17 protein-coding genes are annotated in these 17,297 nt (G+C 57.5%); 10 read left to right on the plus strand and 7 right to left on the minus strand.

Features of this window, described 5'->3' with window-relative positions; translation table 11 throughout:
- Positions 1–31 precede the first annotated feature (31 nt).
- From ACYVAC_RS00430 to ACYVAC_RS00445, 4 genes are all read right to left on the minus strand, one after another.
- Positions 32–1,627 carry a peptide chain release factor 3 gene (locus ACYVAC_RS00430; RefSeq protein ID WP_461095565.1) on the minus strand — a complete coding sequence of 532 codons (1,596 nt, stop codon included), beginning with the start codon at positions 1,625–1,627 and terminating at the stop codon, positions 32–34.
- A 153-nt stretch (positions 1,628–1,780) separates the two neighbouring features.
- Positions 1,781–1,927 carry a hypothetical protein gene (locus tag ACYVAC_RS00435; protein WP_461095566.1) on the minus strand — a complete coding sequence of 49 codons (147 nt, stop codon included), beginning with the start codon at positions 1,925–1,927 and terminating at the stop codon, positions 1,781–1,783.
- Between the two features lie 73 nt (positions 1,928–2,000).
- On the minus strand, positions 2,001–2,378 hold the full coding sequence (locus ACYVAC_RS00440) for a DUF423 domain-containing protein (RefSeq protein WP_461095567.1): 378 nt from the start codon (positions 2,376–2,378) through the stop codon (positions 2,001–2,003).
- 28 nt (positions 2,379–2,406) lie between these two features.
- Complete coding sequence (locus ACYVAC_RS00445) at positions 2,407–3,075, minus strand: YggS family pyridoxal phosphate-dependent enzyme (protein WP_461095955.1); 669 nt, start codon at positions 3,073–3,075, stop codon at positions 2,407–2,409.
- A 178-nt stretch (positions 3,076–3,253) separates the two neighbouring features.
- Here ACYVAC_RS00445 and ACYVAC_RS00450 point away from each other — a divergent pair, with 178 nt between their 5' ends.
- Positions 3,254–4,198: a hypothetical protein gene (locus ACYVAC_RS00450; protein WP_461095569.1), complete on the plus strand. Its 945-nt coding sequence runs from the start codon at positions 3,254–3,256 to the stop codon at positions 4,196–4,198.
- A gap of 241 nt (positions 4,199–4,439) precedes the next feature.
- Here ACYVAC_RS00450 and ACYVAC_RS00455 read toward each other — a convergent pair whose 3' ends face one another.
- Both ACYVAC_RS00455 and ACYVAC_RS00460 read right to left on the minus strand, forming a co-directional pair.
- On the minus strand, positions 4,440–5,441 hold the full coding sequence (locus ACYVAC_RS00455) for a formylglycine-generating enzyme family protein (protein ID WP_461095956.1): 1,002 nt from the start codon (positions 5,439–5,441) through the stop codon (positions 4,440–4,442).
- Between the two features lie 105 nt (positions 5,442–5,546).
- Complete coding sequence (locus ACYVAC_RS00460; protein ID WP_461095570.1) at positions 5,547–7,091, minus strand: sulfatase family protein; 1,545 nt, start codon at positions 7,089–7,091, stop codon at positions 5,547–5,549.
- A gap of 250 nt (positions 7,092–7,341) precedes the next feature.
- Between ACYVAC_RS00460 and rpsF the strand changes: the two genes are divergently transcribed.
- From rpsF to ACYVAC_RS00500, 8 genes are all read left to right on the plus strand, one after another.
- Positions 7,342–7,710: a 30S ribosomal protein S6 gene (rpsF, locus tag ACYVAC_RS00465; RefSeq protein ID WP_461095571.1), complete on the plus strand. Its 369-nt coding sequence runs from the start codon at positions 7,342–7,344 to the stop codon at positions 7,708–7,710.
- 2 nt (positions 7,711–7,712) lie between these two features.
- Positions 7,713–7,964: a 30S ribosomal protein S18 gene (gene rpsR, locus ACYVAC_RS00470; protein WP_012925715.1), complete on the plus strand. Its 252-nt coding sequence runs from the start codon at positions 7,713–7,715 to the stop codon at positions 7,962–7,964.
- A gap of 96 nt (positions 7,965–8,060) precedes the next feature.
- Positions 8,061–8,504, plus strand: a complete 444-nt coding sequence (rplI, locus tag ACYVAC_RS00475; RefSeq protein WP_461095572.1) for a 50S ribosomal protein L9 — start codon at positions 8,061–8,063, stop codon at positions 8,502–8,504.
- 169 nt (positions 8,505–8,673) lie between these two features.
- A complete protein-coding gene (locus ACYVAC_RS00480) occupies positions 8,674–9,696 on the plus strand; it encodes a GSCFA domain-containing protein (protein ID WP_461095573.1) in 1,023 nt (340 codons plus the stop codon).
- 48 nt (positions 9,697–9,744) lie between these two features.
- A complete protein-coding gene (locus ACYVAC_RS00485; RefSeq protein ID WP_461095574.1) occupies positions 9,745–10,848 on the plus strand; it encodes an Mrp/NBP35 family ATP-binding protein in 1,104 nt (367 codons plus the stop codon).
- 42 nt (positions 10,849–10,890) lie between these two features.
- Positions 10,891–11,157 (plus strand): NifU family protein, encoded by a 267-nt coding sequence (locus tag ACYVAC_RS00490; RefSeq protein ID WP_461095575.1) that lies wholly within the window; start codon positions 10,891–10,893, stop codon positions 11,155–11,157.
- Positions 11,158–11,277: 120 nt separating this feature from the next.
- Positions 11,278–12,933 carry a D-alanine--D-alanine ligase family protein gene (locus ACYVAC_RS00495; RefSeq protein ID WP_461095576.1) on the plus strand — a complete coding sequence of 552 codons (1,656 nt, stop codon included), beginning with the start codon at positions 11,278–11,280 and terminating at the stop codon, positions 12,931–12,933.
- Between the two features lie 168 nt (positions 12,934–13,101).
- Positions 13,102–14,853, plus strand: coding sequence for a phospho-sugar mutase (locus ACYVAC_RS00500; protein WP_461095577.1), 1,752 nt, complete (start codon positions 13,102–13,104; stop codon positions 14,851–14,853).
- A gap of 56 nt (positions 14,854–14,909) precedes the next feature.
- On the opposite strand, the gene ACYVAC_RS00505 is transcribed toward ACYVAC_RS00500, so the two are convergent.
- A complete protein-coding gene (locus ACYVAC_RS00505) occupies positions 14,910–16,151 on the minus strand; it encodes a hypothetical protein (protein WP_461095578.1) in 1,242 nt (413 codons plus the stop codon).
- A gap of 224 nt (positions 16,152–16,375) precedes the next feature.
- On the opposite strand from ACYVAC_RS00505, the gene ACYVAC_RS00510 reads away from it, so the two are divergent.
- Entirely contained in the window at positions 16,376–17,248 is an 873-nt protein-coding gene (locus ACYVAC_RS00510; protein ID WP_461095579.1) for an alpha/beta hydrolase, read from the plus strand.
- The last annotated feature ends 49 nt before the right edge of the window (positions 17,249–17,297 follow it).

Genomic DNA, 17,297 nt, shown 5'->3' on the forward strand with positions numbered 1-17,297 from the left:
ACGTACCAAAAATACGTGTGAGCGGTCCCGCCTACACCGCCATGTCGAACTCCGACGTCAGGTGGAACTGCACGTGCGGATTGTTCTGCTGGTTCATACGAAGCATCCAGTCCGACTCGGCCAGAAATACCGGCCGTTTGTCTTTGTCGAACGCAATCTGATTGCCTTTGAGCCGGATAAACTCGGCCAGTTTCGCGGGCTCGTCGGCCGTGATCCAGCAGGCCTTGGTGTAGTTCAGGGGTACCCAGCGGCACTTGGCACCGTATTCGTTTTCGAGCCGGTACTGAATAACCTCAAACTGCAGTTCGCCCACCGTACCCACAATTTTACGGTTGCCCAGATCGAGCGTAAAGAGCTGTGCCACCCCCTCGTCGGTCAGTTGCTGAATGCCTTTATCGAGCTGTTTCGACTTCATGGGATCCAGGTTGACCAGTTCTTTGAAAATCTCGGGCGAGAAACTGGGAATTCCCTGAAACTGCAGCTCTTCGCCCTCGGTCAGGGTATCGCCGATCTTGAACGTGCCGGTATCGTAGAGGCCAACCACGTCGCCGGGGAAGCCTTCTTCGACCACGCTTTTGCTGTCGGCCATGAAGCTGAACGGCGAGGCAAAGCGCACGTTTTTGTCGAGCCGGGTATGGTGGTAAAACTTGCCCCGCTCGAACACGCCCGAGCAAATCCGCAGAAAGGCAATGCGGTCGCGGTGACGGGGGTCGAGGTTGGCGTGAATTTTAAATACGAAGCCGGTGAAGTTTTTTTCTTCCGGCAGCACCTCCCGCTTGTCGGTGGGGCGGGCAATGGGTTCGGGGGAGATGTCGCAGAATCCTTCCAGCAGTTCTTTCACGCCGAAGTTGTTGACTGCCGAGCCGAAGAATACAGGAGCCAGCCGGCCGTCGAGATAAGCCTGCCGGTCGAAATTGTCATAAACGCCTTCGATCAGCTCTACATCTTCGCGCAGCTGGGCCGCATCGCGGGCACCCACTTTCTCGTCGAGCAGACTATCGGCCAGTTCGATCGACAGCACGTCGTCTTCGACCTTCGTTTTGTTGACTTTAAAGAAATATAATTTTTTCTCGATGAGGTTATAGACCCCTTTGAAGTCGGAGCCCATGTTGACAGGCCAGGTCATGGGCCGTACCCGAATGCGCAGTTTCTCCTCGAGTTCGTCGAGCAGATCAAACGGATTGCGTCCTTCGCGGTCAAGTTTGTTGATAAAGATAATAACCGGCGTGTCGCGCATGCGGCAGACTTCCATGAGCCGCTCGGTTTGCTCCTCCACCCCTTTCACACAGTCGATCACCAGAATGACACTGTCGACGGCCGTCAGCGTACGGTACGTGTCTTCCGCAAAATCTTTGTGACCAGGCGTATCGAGGATATTGATTTTCAGATCGTCGTACTCGAATGTCATAACCGAGGTCGCTACGGAAATACCGCGCTGCTTCTCGATCTCCATGAAGTCAGACGTAGCCGACTTCTTGATTTTGTTCGACTTCACGGCGCCGGCGGTCTGAATGGCGCCCCCAAACAGCAGCAGCTTTTCGGTCAGGGTGGTTTTGCCGGCGTCGGGGTGACTGATGATGGCGAATGTCCGCCGACGGGCGGTTTCTGCCTGTATATTCGTTTGCATTATTCTCAGAATCAGACCGCAAAGATACAAAAAAAAGAGACAGAACGGGTTGCCTCCGGCGGAATCGGCCGGGCCGTGCGCTCCTGCCCGTGCCGCACAAAAAAGCCCGTCTGTGCGGGCTCAGGCGGGCTTTTTTGGTTTTTTTCGACGCTTTCAGTTGCGGGGAATGGCCGAGCGCCGGCGGGGCCGGTCGGGCTCCCGCTCGTTGATAAGCATACCCAGCATAAATCCGGCGGTCAGAGTAAGTGCAAGCGTTACCAGGCACAGTATAAGCTGGTAGGTTTCGGACTGGAGGTACATAGTGGGGTGGTTTATGGGCTATAGTCTTATGACGGGCCTGCCCCCCCGAATGTAACGGCGGGTCTTTTTTTCCTTACAGAAAACTCCACAGCAGCAGGGCCCAGCCTGCAATCATGGCCACGCCCCCCAGCGGGGTAATGGCGCCCAGCCAGGTGATGCCGGTAAAGCACAGGATGTACAACGACCCCGAGAAAACGATCGTGCCAGCCAGAAACGAGTTACCAGCCCAGCCCAGCAGTTTGACGGCCGTTGGGTTTTGTCCCATCAGCTGAATCAGGATACCCACCAGCACCAGCGCCAGCGCGTGGTAGAACTGATAGCGGACGGCCGTTTCAAACGTATCCTGCCGGCCGGTGGCTTCGAGCATACCCCGCAGGGCGTGGGCACCAAACGCCCCCAGGGCCACGCCCAGGAGACCCAGCATTGCGCCGGATTGAATAAAGAATTTCATGGGTATATTGATTAATGCGAAAAGAAGATCAGACGGCGTAATCGCGGGCGCCAAAGATAGCGCTGCCTACCCGTACCAGCGTGCTGCCTTCGGCTACGGCCAGCGGGTAGTCGCCACTCATGCCCATCGACAGTTCAGAAAACACTACGTTGTCGGTACGCATCAGGGCCAGTTTATCGTAGAGCTGTTTGAGCCCGCGGAATTCGGCCCGTACCTGCGCCTGATCGTCGGTGTTGCTGGCCAGGCCCATCAGCCCCACCAGCCGGATGTTGTGCAGACCGGCCAGTTCGGGGGCCTGCAGCAGCGCTTCGGCCTCTGCGGCCGACAGGCCAAATTTGGTTTCTTCGACGGCAATATGAATCTGCAGCAGGCAATCGATCACCCGGTTATGTTTGGCAGCCTGCTTGTTTACTTCCTGAAGCAGCTTAAGGCTGTCGATGGAGTGAATCAGGGCGACAAACGGAGCAATGTATTTGACTTTATTGGTTTGCAGATGCCCGATCAGGTGCCATTGCACATCGGCCGGCAGCTGGGGCTGTTTATCGGCCATCTCCTGCACTTTATTCTCACCGAAGAGTCGGCAGCCCGCGTCGTAGGCTTCCTGTAACAGGGCAACCGGCTTGGTTTTAGTGACCGCCACCAGGCGGGCGCGGCCATCGAGTTCGGTGGTAATCTGACGAATGCTGTCGGCAATCATGGCGTAACGGGAGCCAGCCCGGGGCCGGCCATTGGTGAACAATGTGCAAAGATAGGTTTGAGAACTACGCAGAATGCCGTAGTTTTTGGCCCTAATCGGCCAAATCCCACCCGGTGCCGCAATAAACACCTGCGGGGTCTGTTTTGGTTATATCCTTACGAATCATTTGACCTAATCCATGGAATCAAGACCCCAATCCCAGTCGAATAACAGCCGTAGTTTTCTGCTGATCGCGTTGCTCGTACTGGCCGCGCTGAACGTGCTGCTGTTGTATTTCTACTACCAGGAGCGTCAGGACAACAAAACAAAGGATGCTACCATCGCGGCCAAGACCGAAGAAGTGCTCTCGGTGAAAACCCGGCTCGACTCCATTTCCAATGAGCTTGACCTTAAAATTGCCGAAATCCAGCGGCTGGGTGGCAGTGTCGATTCGCTGCTGAAAGTAAAGGCCCAGCTCGAAGTCGATAAACGTGAGCTGCGCAACGTGTCGAGTTTCGACAGCAAAAAATACGACCAGAAGATTCGTAACTACCAGGCGCTGCTCTCCCAGAAAGACCAGGAAATTGCCCGCCTGAAAGAAGAAAACGGCATTCTGACCGTTCGTAACGACTCATTGAATCAGGAAAACTCGACCCTGCGTACAGAACGCCAGAGCCTAAGCGATTCGGTATCGGCCGTGGCCGCCCGCAATCGGGAGCTAAGCGAGAAAGTCACGATTGCCGCTGCCCTGCGGGCCGAATCCGTAACGGTCGACGCCATCAACCGGCGCGGTAAAGAAAAAGACGGCGGCAGCTACAAGGCCAAACGCATCGACAAAATCAAGGTGGGGGTACGGCTGGCTCCCAACGGACTGGCGCAACTGGGCCAGAAAGAACTGTACCTGCGTATTCTGGACCCAAGTGGGGCGGTGATTTCCGACATGGCAACGGGTTCAGGCGAGTTCACCTACAACGGGCAGGGCATGATCTACACCGCCAGGCAGGCGTTCAACTTCGATAACACCCGGCAGCAGGTCGACTTCATCTACAGCCGGGGCGCCCAACGGTTCAACGAGGGCAAACACACCATCGAAATCTACTGCGAAGGGTTCCGCATTGGCGATGGCGAGTTCACCGTTCGGTAGGCCAATCCATTACAGCGTTATGCAGGTATAGCGTTATTGGGTTGTCTGGTTCTGGGCTGGCTTCGTGACTGACACGGAGTCGACGCTCCCACCAGACAACCCTTTTCTGTTGTCCTGATCCAACACACGGTTCCAACAAACGGGTGTAACCTCACACCGGCCAGTAAGCGCCGGCGATAGCCGGCAGGGTTCGGCCATACACAGCTGCATGGCCCGATTCTGCCCCTGACTGAGTCGATCGTTAGCGGTCTTTTGCGCACCGGAAGCCCAGGTTGTTGCTACCGCTCGTTACGTCTCCCTTACCCCGACTGCCGGCCTTGTAGCGGGCGCAGTACTGATCGCTGCACAGAAAGGAGCCGCCCCGCTGTACCCGCTTGATGGCAGTTGGCTCGTCGGGGTCGTAGCTGGCAGGCGGGCCAGCGGGATTCGTGCCGGGCGATTCCGCGTAATAGTCAGGCCGATAAAAATCCTGACACCACTCCCAGACATTTCCATCCATATCGTAGAGACCGTGTGGGTTGGGCGGAAATGATCCGACGGGCGCTACTCCGGCAAACCCGTCGGCCCGTGTATTTTTTTGCGGAAAATCGCCCTGAAAAATATTGGCCATCCAGCGGCCGGCCGGTGTCAGTTCGTTGCCCCAGTAATACACCGCTTCCTGCTGTCCACCCCGGGCCGCGAACTCCCACTCCGCTTCGGTGGGCAACCGCTTTCCCGCCCACTGCGCGTACGCAGCAGCATCGGCATAGCACACCTGCACAACAGGCTCATTCTCGTGGCCTTTTATGGTACTGGCAGGCCCGCTGGGATGCTGCCAGCTGGCACCCTTCACATACTGCCACCACTGCAACGGATTGGCCAGCGACACCGGCCCGGCCGGCGGGGTAAATACAACCGAGCCAGGCACCAGCTGACCGGCGGGTACATCCGGATAATCGGCCGGGTCGAGTGGGCGTTCGGCCACCGTGACATAACCCGTCTCGGCAACAAACCGGGCAAACTGAGCATTGGTCACTTCGTGCGCATCCAGCCAGAAACCGGCAACCGTGACCGCATGGACTGGCCGGGCATCGGGAAAGGCATCGGAACCCATCCGGAACGTGCTGCCGGGTATCCAGACCATTCCTGCCGGACTGGCCAGACGGGCCGCCCCGCCCCGACGCTCGGTCACAACGGCCGCTGCCCGCCCGGAATCGGTCGTCGACTGGCAGTTGTAAAAGACCGTGCCAATGCCAATCAGCATCAGGAGCAATCGGACCGATGGGCTGGCTGTCGACATAAGGCAATGGGTGGGGTTACGCCTGTAACCGGTCGTGTCAGCTATCGGTAAGTTGGGCGAATCTGTTGGCTAATACGTGCCTTTGTAGCGATGGTCGAAGCGCTTCTGTTTGATCGAGTGGAGCGGAATCTGTAGCCCGCCGGTCGATTCCAGCCAGTCGAATACCTGACTCTTCAGTTCCTGAGCAATCGCCTGGTGGGCCGGACTACGAATCAGATTGTTTACCTCATGGGGGTCGTTTTGCAGGTCGTATAATTCATTGGCATCCCAGACACCGTGATTGAAAATATACTTGTAGCGATCGTTTCTGACCCCAAACATGGTTGGCGTCTGCGGAAAATCGGCCTCCCAGTAGTATTCGTAAAAAGCCCGGTCGCGCCAGGCAACGGGTTCGCCTTTCAGCATCGGCAGGAATGAATTACCCTGCATCTGGGCAGGTTTGGGCAGGCCGGCGTAGGCCAGAAACGTCGGGGCCAGGTCTATGTTCTGAATAACCTGATTCAGCGTGGTGCCGGGCTTTACCACCGCCGGGCAACGCACCAGCAGCGGCACCCGCATCGACTCCTCGTACATGTGTCGTTTATCGATCAGGCCACGCTCGCCGAAGCTGAAGCCGTTATCGCCCATATAAACGACCATGGTGTTTTCCAGCTGGCCATTCGCTTCGAGCCAGGTCAGAATCTGGCCAACACTATCATCAACACCCAGCAGGGTTTCGCAGTACTGCCGGTAGAAATCGTTAAAGTTGATGGAACCGTGGTACAGGTAATCGACCCCATGCCAGCTGTAGCGTTGCTGCTTAACCCAGCTGGGCATATCGGCCAGGTTGGCTTTCAGCGCTTTGGTTTCCGGATTGACCGACGATACAGGCCCCCAGCGTTTACTGGTATCAGTGGCCGTCAGGTACATACTTTCGGGGTAGTTGATCGGCATGGCGGCATACCGGCCCCGATGCCGGCGGGCCGGCTGGAAATCGGCATGGACGGCCTTGTGTGACAGGTACAGGCAGAAGGGTTTGTTTTTGTCGAGCGTATTCAGCCAGTTAACAGCGTAGCGGGTAAGCAGGTCGGTCGTATAGCTACTGTCGCCATGCGTCACCTGTTTGCCATTGATGTTGAAGGTGGGGTTGTAATACACGCCCTGTCCCTTGAAGCTGAGCCAGTAATCGAAACCAGGCTGGGGCGCGTCATCGGTGTTACCCATGTGCCACTTGCCCAGAAAAGCCGTTTTGTAGCCTGCCTTCCGCAGGTACTGTGGAAAGAATTTGAGACCCGGGGTCATCGGGGCGAAATTGTCGACCACTTTGTGCGTATGCGCATACTGCCCGGTCAGGATACTGGCCCGGCTGGGCGAGCAGAGGGCCGTACTGACAAACGCGTTGCGAACGTGCGCTCCTTCGGCCGCCAGCCGATCCAGGTTTGGCGTTTTCAGGCCCGCAACCTTACCCGTAAAACCCATAAAGTCGTACCGGTGATCGTCGGCCAGAATGTAAATGATATTTTTGGGCTTCGAAGCACCCGGCCGGCCGGCGGGCAGGTGTAGCTGGGGCTGAAACGCCATCAACACACCCGTCAGGCCCAAGGCAATGAGTCCGTTAATCAGTAAGTTTTTCATACGGTGATCGGTAAGCGTATCTGGCGGGTCTGTTCGGTACGCGGCTGCTTTACAGCTAGTAATCATCCAGCCCTCGTATTTTACTCGCTATCGGCCCATCACGGCTCAAACCCCACAACTCGCCACAACCCTATAACTCGCTAACTCCATAACCCTACAACTCGCTAATACACCAACTTTATCGCCCCCACCCTACCAACTTTATAACTTTTTTCCTATCTTTGCGCCCTCATTTCAAACCAATTACACAATGTTTCCCAATAATTACGAAACGGTGTTCATTTTAACTCCCGTTTTATCTGAGATTCAGATGAAGGACGCCGTTGACAAGTTCCGCAAAGTGCTGACCGATAACGGTGCGGAGCTGGTTCACGAAGAAAACATGGGCCTCCGCAAGCTGGCCTATACGATTCAGCACAAAAACACGGGTTACTACCAACTCTTCGAGTTTAAGGCTCCCGGCACGATCATCGAGAAACTCAACACCGAGTATCTCCGTGACGAGCGCATCATCCGCCACCTGACGGTATCGCTCGACAAGCATGCAGTTGCTTATAACGACCGCAAGCGCAACGGGTTAGTGGGTAAGAAAAAACAAACCGAAAACGAGGCTAAGTAATCATGAGTCTGCAAAACGAATCTGTCTCGAAAACCGAGAACCGCAAAAAATACGACCGTTTCAAGAAAGCCGGTATCAAATATATCGACTACAAAGACGGTAACTTCCTGCTGAAGCTGCTCAACGAGCAGGGCAAAATTCTGCCCCGGCGTCTGACCGGTACCAGCCTGAAAAACCAGCGCAAAGTAGCTCAGGCCGTTAAACGCGCTCGTCACCTTGCCATCCTCCCCTACGTTGGCGATTCACTGAAATAAAGTTATAGAGTTACCAGGTTGTCGCGTTACCCCGTTTGTCAAGACAAGCGAAACGATACAACCACAGGACTTTACAACTGTACAACTTTTTCAAAAATGGATATCATTCTCAAAACCGATATTGCCGGCCTGGGCTATAAGAACGACACCGTTACGGTGAAGCCCGGATACGGTCGTAACTACCTGATTCCGCAGGGGTACGCCATGATGGCGACCGACTCCAACAAAAAGGTAGTTGCTGAAAACATTCGTCAGGCTGCTCACAAAGCCGAAAAAATCAAAAACGATGCTCAGGCTACGGCCGACAGCATCGGCGAGATGACGCTGACCATCCCGGCAAAAGCCGGCGATAGCGGCAAAATCTTCGGCCGCGTAACCAACACGCAGGTGGCTGATGCCCTGCGCGAAAAAGGCTTCGACATCGACCGGAAGAAAATCACGCTCGACGACGTGAAAAACCTCGGTACCTACGAAGCAACGATCGACCTGCACAAGGACGTGAAGCATAAAGTTACCATCGACGTGGTTGCGGCTGAATAAGCCCCCCGTTTCAGAATCCGACGGGTCGGTATGCGCTGCATGCCGACCCGTTTTCGTTATCCCCCGTTTGGACTGAGTGGTATAGTCGGGCTACTGACCGCCAGCGGATTAACGGGTTAATCTATTGCCCTAAACGGACCCAAACACCCCCTTTTTGTGTTCTATAGGTATGCAGTTTCATACCGAATTTACGCCCCAACCGCTACCCGTTCCGATCTGTTTGTCGAGTCGGATCGTGACCCTTGGCTCCTGCTTTTCGGACGTGATGGGCCGGCGCCTGGCCGACCACAAACTGACGGTACTGAACAATCCCTTCGGCACCGTCTTCAACCCCGTCTCGATGGTACGGCTGCTGACCATGGCCCTCGACGGTACCGAACCCGACGAACAGCTTTATCTCGAACGCGATGGGGTCTGGCTGCACTACGACTTCCACTCGTCGCTATGGGCCTCCTCGCGCGAAGCCCTTCGGCAACGCCTGATCGATCAGCTCACCCAAACCGGCCAGGCCCTGCGAGACGCCAGCCTGCTGCTGCTCACCTTCGGCTCCGCCCTGGTTTACCGGCACCTGGCTACGGGCCGCGTGGTGGCCAACTGCCACAAGATGCCGGGCGCCCATTTCGAAAAATTCCTGTATCAGGCCGAGCACCTGCGGACCGAGCTGACCGACCTGCTGCGCCGGCTGCAGACAGTCAACCCTACTCTGCAGGTGCTGCTTACGGTTAGCCCCGTGCGGCACACGCGCGATACCCTGCCGCTCAATCAGGTCAGCAAGGCCACCCTGCGGGTGCTGACCCATGAACTGAGTGTCTGGCACGACTGGGTGCATTATTTTCCGGCCTACGAACTGATGATCGACGATCTGCGCGATTACCGGTTTTACGAAGCCGATCTGGTTCATCCCAATGCGCAGGCTCACGATTATATCTTCGGCAAGTTTGCCGAAAGCGCGTTCGATGCCGAACTTCGCAGCTTCGTTACCGACTGGCAGTCGATTCGGCAGGCTCTGGCCCACCGGCCATTGCATGGCGAGGCCTCACCCGCCCACCGGCAGTTTCTGCTGCGGTTGCTGAGCCGGCTTGAAACCCTGTCGGCGCGGGTCGACCTGCGGGCGGAACTGACCGACCTACGAAGCCGTTTAGCGTTAACGGACCCGGCCCGCCAATCTGCTTCGGAACAGGCCCTGGCCTGACCCCGACCGGGCTACTGGCGGTTCGATCTGTTGTCCCCCTCCTCCATTATGTCTGATTATCGTTTACACAAAGACGCCGTTCTGCAGGCGTTAAGCACGGTTGAAGAACCCGACCTGAAGCGCGATCTGGTATCGCTCAACATGGTGAAAGACATCACGCTGGGCATCGACTCGGTGCGGTTTACGGTGGTACTTACCACACCGGCCTGCCCGCTCAAGGAAGTGATCCGGAAGCGCTGCGAAGACGCCATTCATATCCATATCGGTCCCAATATCACCGTCACGATCGACATGACCTCCGATGTTACCTCGACGCGGGTGAATGCCCCCACGCTGCCGGGCGTTAAAAACATCATTGCCGTTTCGTCGGGAAAAGGTGGGGTTGGCAAGTCGACCGTAACGGCCAATCTGGCCATTGCGCTGCACAAGTCGGGCGCCAAAGTAGGCATCATCGATGCCGACATATACGGCCCCTCCATGCCGACCATGTTCGGTGCCGAAGACCTGCGGCCCCGGATTTTTCAGGTCGACGGGCAAACCCGCATGGAGCCGATCATGCAGTTCGGCATCAAAATCATGTCGATGGGCTTTCTGGTCGACCCGACCCAGGCCATCATCTGGCGGGGCACCATGGCGGGCCGGGCGCTACAGCAGTTCTTTGCCGACGCCGACTGGGGCGACCTCGATTACCTGCTGATTGACCTGCCGCCGGGCACGGGCGACATTCACCTGACTCTCGTACAGACGGTACCGGTAACGGGTGCCATCATTGTAACCACGCCCCAGAAAGTGGCGCTGGCCGATGCGGTGAAAGGCCTGTCGATGTTCCGTCAGCCGCAGATCAATGTGCCGGTACTGGGCGTGATCGAAAACATGTCGTACTTCACCCCGGCCGAACTGCCCGACCATCAGTACTACATTTTCGGCAAGGGGGGCGGGCAGCAGCTGGCCACCCAGTTCGATGTGCCGCTGCTGGGGCAGATTCCCCTCGTGCAGAGCATCCGCGAAGCCGGCGACGACGGCCGGCCCGCCTTCAGCGGGGGCGAACCGGTAGCGATCGATGCTTTCCGGGCCACGGCCGAAGCCCTCGCCCAGCAGGTTGCCATCCGCAACAGTACCGTCGACCAGACCCAGCGCGTACAGGTTGCTTAAGTGGCCTGTATCGTGTAAATTTACCGTAAATCAATAGATTCAATGGAGCCGGTAGTCAATAACGACCAACTCATTACGCGAATAGAACGAGCCCTCGACAGCATGCGTCCGTACCTGGCTGCCGACGGGGGGAACGTGAAAGTGCTGGAAGTCACCGATGATGGTACAGCCCGCCTGGAACTGCTTGGTTCGTGCGGCTCCTGCCCCATGTCGGCCATGACGTTTAAAGGAGGTCTGGAAGAAGCTATTCTGAAAGCCGTACCCGAAGTTCAGCGGGTCGAAGCGGTAAACATAACGCCTGCCTACTAGGCCGATTGCCGGTCTGTCAGGCCCCTGCCTTGCCGGCGCTGCGCCCTTAAATACAAAGCCACCTGCCCAAGTCAGGTGGCTTTTTTGTTTCTTTGCGTTTCTCCAATTGCTCTCAATTCTGTGAAAATAGGCATTTTCTTCGGTGGCCCGGCGCGCGAGCGCGAGGTGTCGTTTGCCGGGGGGCGCACCGCCCTGGCCAGTCTCGATAAAGGTCTTTTTGAGCCCGTGCTGATCTTCGTCGACGGGCGGGGCCGCTTTCATCCGGTAACGCCTGCCTTTCTGGAAGCCGACACGCTACGCAACGTACTGCCGCAGGATGAGTCGGGGTATTCGGTCTATGATGAGTCGCTGGAGCCGGCCCTGCTCGACGCGCACTGGCCCGAGCTGCGTCCCGAAGCCTTCCGGGATACTTTCGATCTGGCCTTTCTGGCCATGCACGGCCCCGACTGCGAAGATGGAGCCATTCAGGGGCTGCTGGAGTGGTATAAGGTGCCCTATACCGGGCCCGGCCTGGCGGGTTCGGCCGTGGGGATCAACAAGATTCTGCAGAACGAACTGATTGCGCTGGCTAATGGGCAGCAGAAAAAAACGGCCACCATCAGCCGCGACACCTACGAACAGGCCGACAAAGCCCAGTTTTTTCACTCGCTGGTTGAGCATCTGGGATTGCCCATCGTGGTCAAAGCCCCCCATCAGGGGTCCAGCATCGGCGTCGCCATTGTTCGTGAACACGATCTGGCGGGCTTCTGCCGGGCCGTGGAGCAGTGTTTCTTTACGATGACCATTGAGCCCGACGGCTGGTCGCCCCTGGGGGCCTGGCAAACGCTGACCCCGGCCGATAAGCAGGCGCTGGCCCAGCAGATGACCAGCCTTGATTCGGGTATCAGTTTTCCCCTGATTATTAACCAGACCGGCCAGCGCATCGCGCATCCAGCCGGGCTCGTAACGGCCCTCGATGAACTGGTGCAGGCCGGCCATACCATCATTGGCCTGTCGGCGCTCAATGCCGAGGACGAAGTGCTGTTCGAGGAGTTTATCAGCGGCCAGGAGTTTTCGTGCGGGGTTATTCAGGACGACGACCAGATGGCCTTTGCCCTCCCCCCCACCGAAATCTACAACGTCGCCAGTTTTGACTTCGAATCGAAATACAAACTCAACACGACCAAAAAACGGATTCCGGTCGACACCACGCTCGAGAACAACCGCAAGATTCAGCTGGCCGTTATGGAGGTGTTTACGCGGTTGGGCATCAACGTATATGCCCGTATCGACGGCTTTCTGACCCCGGCCGGCGATGTGCTGCTGCACGACCCCAACACCATTCCGGGCATGTCGCCCTCGTCGCTGATTTTCAAACAGATGGCTGAAATCGGTCTGAATCTGACCCATGCGCTGACTTACCTGATCCGGCAATCGCTGCGCGAGCGCATCCGGACGGGTAAAGACACGGCCCGGCTCAAGCGGATGCTGACCGACCTCGACGCCCGGCTGGCGGCCCGCAAGGCGGCTCCGCTGCCCGAAGCCGTGGTGCCCTTCGGACCCGACGATGCCGCCTTTGCCGAGGCTCGCCAGCGTTACAATGAACTGGCGGCACAGGGTACGGTTCGTCCGCTGCTGCAGTACACCGACGCGGCCGGTATTACCCAGCCGGTACCGGTCAATCTGCTGTTCAAAGAAACCATTGCCGACCTCGACGCGGCCCTGCGTCAGCCCCGCCACCCGCTGCTGGTCGAAACAAGCGAGCAGACGGCCCATATCACCCAACGGTACGTCTGACCGGGTCAGGGAGCCGAATACGAGCGTAGGGGGCCGGGTTTTATACAGTCATCCGGCCCATGCGCAGCAGCCAATCCAGCAGACGGGTTTGGCTGGCCCCCCGAGAAGTGTAAATTTGGCCCATCGCAGTAATTCCATTATCAACTACTTTCCTGTATAATACCGACAATGACCCTTGACTCTTCAACCCAGCAGCGCGTCGACCAGTGGCTCAGTGGCCCCTACGATGCCGACACGAAAGCGGCTATCCAGACGCTTATCGATGAGGGAAACACCACCGAACTAACCGATTCATTCTATCGGGATCTCGAATTCGGGACGGGTGGCCTACGGGGTGTACTGGGCGTGGGGTCTAACCGCATGAACCGCTACACCGTTGGGGCCGCCACGCAGGGCCTCTCCAACTACATCAATGCCGCCTTTCCCGACCAGGATGTGAGCGTGGCCATTGCCCACGACAGCCGGCGCATGAGCCCCGAGTTTGCCCGGCTGGTTGCCGATATCTTCTCGGCCAATGGCATCAAAGTGTACCTGTTCAGCAGTCTGCGACCCACGCCCGAATTGTCGTTCGCCATTCGGCAGCTGGGCTGCCAGAGCGGCATCGTTGTAACGGCATCGCACAACCCGCCCGAGTATAACGGCTACAAAGTGTACTGGAACGACGGCGGACAGGTGGTGTCGCCCCACGACAAGGCCATCATCGGCGAGGTAAACAAAATCACCTCCATCAGCGACATCAAGTTTGAGGGTGTACCCGAACGGATTCAGCTGATCGATGAGGAAATCGACGCCCCCTACATAGAGCGTATCAAGTCGAACGCGGTGAACCCCGACGTGATCAGGCGGCAGGCCAACCTCAACATTGTGTACACACCCATCCACGGTACGGGCATCACCCTCGTACCGCGTGCGCTCGAAGCGCTGGGCTTCACCAACGTACACATCGTGGAGCAGCAGGCTACGCCCGACGGCAACTTCCCGACTGTGAAGTCGCCCAACCCCGAGGAGCGGGCGGCCATGCAGCTAGCCCTCGACCTGGCCAACTCACTGGACGCCGATCTGGTGATGGCGACCGACCCTGATGCCGACCGCGTTGGCGCGGGTGCCCGCAACCACCACGGCGAATTTGAGCTGCTCAACGGTAACCAGATGGCCAGCCTGATTATCTATTACCTGCTCAACGCCTGGAAAGACGCCGGCAAACTGACGGGTAAGGAGTTTGTAGCCAAAACCATCGTAACGACCGATCTGATCGACGCGATGTGCAAACGCTACGACGTGAACTGCTACAACACGCTTACCGGCTTCAAATACATTGCCGAAGTGATTCGGGAACTGGAGGGCAACGAACAGTTTATTGGCGGGGGCGAAGAAAGCTACGGCTACCTGATCGGCGATTTCGTGCGCGACAAAGACGCCGTGGCCTCCTGCGCCATGATTGCCGAACTGACTGCCTATGCCAAAGACAAAGGCCTGAGCCTGTTCGATATGCTGATGGCTATGTACCAGGAAAACGGCTTCTACTACGAAAGCCTGGTATCGATCACCAAAAAAGGCAAGAGTGGGGCTGAAGAAATTCAGCAAATGATGGCCGACTTCCGGGCCAACCCGCCCCAGTCGATTGCCGGTTCGCGCGTGGTGCGGGTCGACGATTACAAGGCCCTCACCCGGCTCGATGCCGTATCGGGTCAGACGTCGGCTATCGAAGCCGGCAAAATGGGCGTCGAGTCGTCGAACGTACTGCAGTTCTTCACCGAAGATGGCACCAAAGTGTCGGCGCGCCCCTCGGGTACGGAGCCTAAAATCAAGTTCTACGTAAGTGTAAACGAACCGCTGGCCAGCAAGGAAGCGTTTGATGACACCTACGCGCAGCTGAAAGCCAAGGTGCAGCGCGTTATCGACGATTTGAAGCTGGCCTAAGTCCGTTCAGATCGTAGTCGCAGGCCCGGTACGGATTCGTACCGGGCCTGCGTGCGTTAGGGCCGTACCCTGAGCAACCCCTGCCGGGCCGGATCGCGGAGCAGAATACTATGTTCGTCGATCAGCGGCCGGAGCCAGGTATCGGCCAGGGTATCGAGCAGCTTGTACTGAAGGGGGTATTGGCGGGTCCGTCCGGCGGGGGGCTGCCACTGCATGATCTTGCAATGACAGTGGGCGTTCTCAGGCGTGTTTGCAATCTCGGACAGGTGTCCGCCCCGCCCCTGCTTGATAAAGATGTTCCGAATACCGATCAGATCGTTGCCCCGCCCCCGGTCGAACGTCCAGGTGGTGGCTATACTGCTCAGGTAACCCCGCTTCTCGTCGAGCCGCATCAGCGCGTGAATGGGCGACTCGATGCGGCCGGTTTCGGTATTGGTGTGCGAGTGCAGCGACACCAGCCCGGGTCCTTCGAACTGCATATAGCCCACGTGATCGATGTTGGCTCCATGACGATAGAACCGGAAATACCCGTCCTGATAGGTGATCTCGACCAGGTTGTTAGCAACCTGATGGTAGCGGGCCGAGTCGCTAAAACGGGCCTGCGGAGCCCCCGTGTAGTAGAGCCAGATGCCTGATAAGCTGTCGATTTCGGCCGCCGTGGGCTGGTAAGGCAACAGGCTCATGTCGTGCCGCAGCTGTGCCCACGCCCGCCGGTCGGTTAGCCAGCCTGCCCCCACCAGCAACACCAGGCCCACCCCAACGCCCAGACTTAGCCAGGTCAGGCGCCGGCTTCGGCGCAGAGTCGCCTGTAGTTCGGCAACGGTTTGCCGGTGTAACTGCTGACTGCTGGTCAGCTGCTGGCGAAGTACCTCCTGCTCAGCCAGTTGTGACTGAACCGTGGCATCGACCCCGGCGATCAGATTAGGGTCCTGCGGATTCTCGGCAAAGCCCCGGCGGCCCATGCCGTAGAGGTAGATATAACAGGCATCGACCAGAAACGGACGAGGGTTAGCTACCAGCCGGTTGTAGGCATCTTTCACCTGAATACCCGTAATGTCGTACCGCCGGTGTGGATACCCGACCTGCCGGGGATTAGGGTCAGGGGCGTAGGAATCGTGCTGTAGCGTATCGGCCGTATGGGGGAGCTCGTTACTGATGGCACTGAGCAGCCGGGCAATGGGTTCGTAGTTTTTGGGACTGGTATTGCGGATCAGCGACTGCCCCGTTGTTTGCTCGTACCGATCAATGACCGTTTCCAGCAAATACCTGATTTCGTCTCTGCCCGTCTTTAAGGCCATATAATTGTCTGCTGGACAGGTTTTTATAAATAAACCGGAAGCCTACTAAATTTTCCCCAAGTTACGAATCAATTTAGTAGGCCGCTAAATCACCGCAGGGCGAAGATACGCGGTGGAGATACGATGGCTGCCATGTACATTTGGACCTTCACCTTTTTGTACAATTTACTATTCCTAAATCCCAACCTGAGCCACTGCCTCCGGGCAGTGGCTTTCTTTCTGCCATGCATCAGTCTGTTCTATCTGTACTCTGCAGCCTGCTGCTGCTGACGGGGTTGTCTGCTCGGGGCGCCAGCGTCGACTCTCTCGATATACCCAGCGCCGGCATGAAAAAATCGTACCGGGCGGTCGTCGTGCTGCCGCAGTCGTACGCCACGTCGGCAAAACGTACAGCAGCCTTCCCGGTGCTTTATCTGCTGCACGGTGGTTTTGGTCATTACAATGACTGGATCACCAAAACGCCCGACAAAACACTGCTGCACCGACTGGCCGATCAATACAATATGCTGATCGTTATGCCCGAAGGAGACGTGTTCAGCTACTACCTCGACAGCCCCGTGCGCCCCGATAGTCAGTTCGAAACCTACCTGACTACCGATGTCGTTCAGGCTATCGATACCCGTTACCGCACCATTCGGGCGCGGGCGGGCCGGGCCATCACGGGTCTGTCGATGGGCGGTTATGGCGCTCTGTACCTGGCCGCCCGCCACCCCGACCTGTACGGGGCTGCCGGCAGCATGAGTGGCGCGCTGAACCCCGACATGACCGGCTGGAAGCTGCCCCCCGATGCCGCAAAGGGCATAAAGCAGGCATTCGAGCAGATTCTGGGGCCGTTTGATCAGTCGCCCGATGGCTGGGCCGCTTATTCGGTGCTGGGCCTGGCCGACCGAATCCGGCAGACGGGTCTGAAACTGGTGTTCGATTGTGGCGTCGACGATTTTCTGATCGAGCCCAACCGCGAGCTGCACCACCGGCTGGTCTTTAACCAGACCCCGCACGACTACAGCGAGCGGCCCGGCGGCCATACCTGGGATTACTGGCAGAATTCGCTACCCTATCAGGCCCTGTTCTTCAGCAAGGCATTTGCCGCCCCCTGAACCAATGCGCAGACGGCCAGTCGGACCATCCGGATCCCTTCCCTTTTAC

The sequence above is a fragment of the Spirosoma luteolum genome, assembly GCF_054778875.1.

What these genes read in the sequence shown, in the direction of transcription:
- ACYVAC_RS00430 (WP_461095565.1), bottom strand. Translation starts at nt 1,627, where the DNA reads ATGCAAACGAATATACAGGCAGAAACCGCCCGTCGGCGGACATTCGCC.
- ACYVAC_RS00435 (WP_461095566.1), bottom strand. Translation starts at nt 1,927, where the DNA reads ATGTACCTCCAGTCCGAAACCTACCAGCTTATACTGTGCCTGGTAACG.
- ACYVAC_RS00440 (WP_461095567.1), bottom strand. Translation starts at nt 2,378, where the DNA reads ATGAAATTCTTTATTCAATCCGGCGCAATGCTGGGTCTCCTGGGCGTG.
- ACYVAC_RS00445 (WP_461095955.1), bottom strand. Translation starts at nt 3,075, where the DNA reads ATGATTGCCGACAGCATTCGTCAGATTACCACCGAACTCGATGGCCGC.
- ACYVAC_RS00450 (WP_461095569.1), top strand. Translation starts at nt 3,254, where the DNA reads ATGGAATCAAGACCCCAATCCCAGTCGAATAACAGCCGTAGTTTTCTG.
- ACYVAC_RS00455 (WP_461095956.1), bottom strand. Translation starts at nt 5,441, where the DNA reads ATGCTGATTGGCATTGGCACGGTCTTTTACAACTGCCAGTCGACGACC.
- ACYVAC_RS00460 (WP_461095570.1), bottom strand. Translation starts at nt 7,091, where the DNA reads ATGAAAAACTTACTGATTAACGGACTCATTGCCTTGGGCCTGACGGGT.
- rpsF (WP_461095571.1), top strand. Translation starts at nt 7,342, where the DNA reads ATGTTTCCCAATAATTACGAAACGGTGTTCATTTTAACTCCCGTTTTA.
- rpsR (WP_012925715.1), top strand. Translation starts at nt 7,713, where the DNA reads ATGAGTCTGCAAAACGAATCTGTCTCGAAAACCGAGAACCGCAAAAAA.
- rplI (WP_461095572.1), top strand. Translation starts at nt 8,061, where the DNA reads ATGGATATCATTCTCAAAACCGATATTGCCGGCCTGGGCTATAAGAAC.
- ACYVAC_RS00480 (WP_461095573.1), top strand. Translation starts at nt 8,674, where the DNA reads ATGCAGTTTCATACCGAATTTACGCCCCAACCGCTACCCGTTCCGATC.
- ACYVAC_RS00485 (WP_461095574.1), top strand. Translation starts at nt 9,745, where the DNA reads ATGTCTGATTATCGTTTACACAAAGACGCCGTTCTGCAGGCGTTAAGC.
- ACYVAC_RS00490 (WP_461095575.1), top strand. Translation starts at nt 10,891, where the DNA reads ATGGAGCCGGTAGTCAATAACGACCAACTCATTACGCGAATAGAACGA.
- ACYVAC_RS00500 (WP_461095577.1), top strand. Translation starts at nt 13,102, where the DNA reads ATGACCCTTGACTCTTCAACCCAGCAGCGCGTCGACCAGTGGCTCAGT.
- ACYVAC_RS00505 (WP_461095578.1), bottom strand. Translation starts at nt 16,151, where the DNA reads ATGGCCTTAAAGACGGGCAGAGACGAAATCAGGTATTTGCTGGAAACG.
- ACYVAC_RS00510 (WP_461095579.1), top strand. Translation starts at nt 16,376, where the DNA reads ATGCATCAGTCTGTTCTATCTGTACTCTGCAGCCTGCTGCTGCTGACG.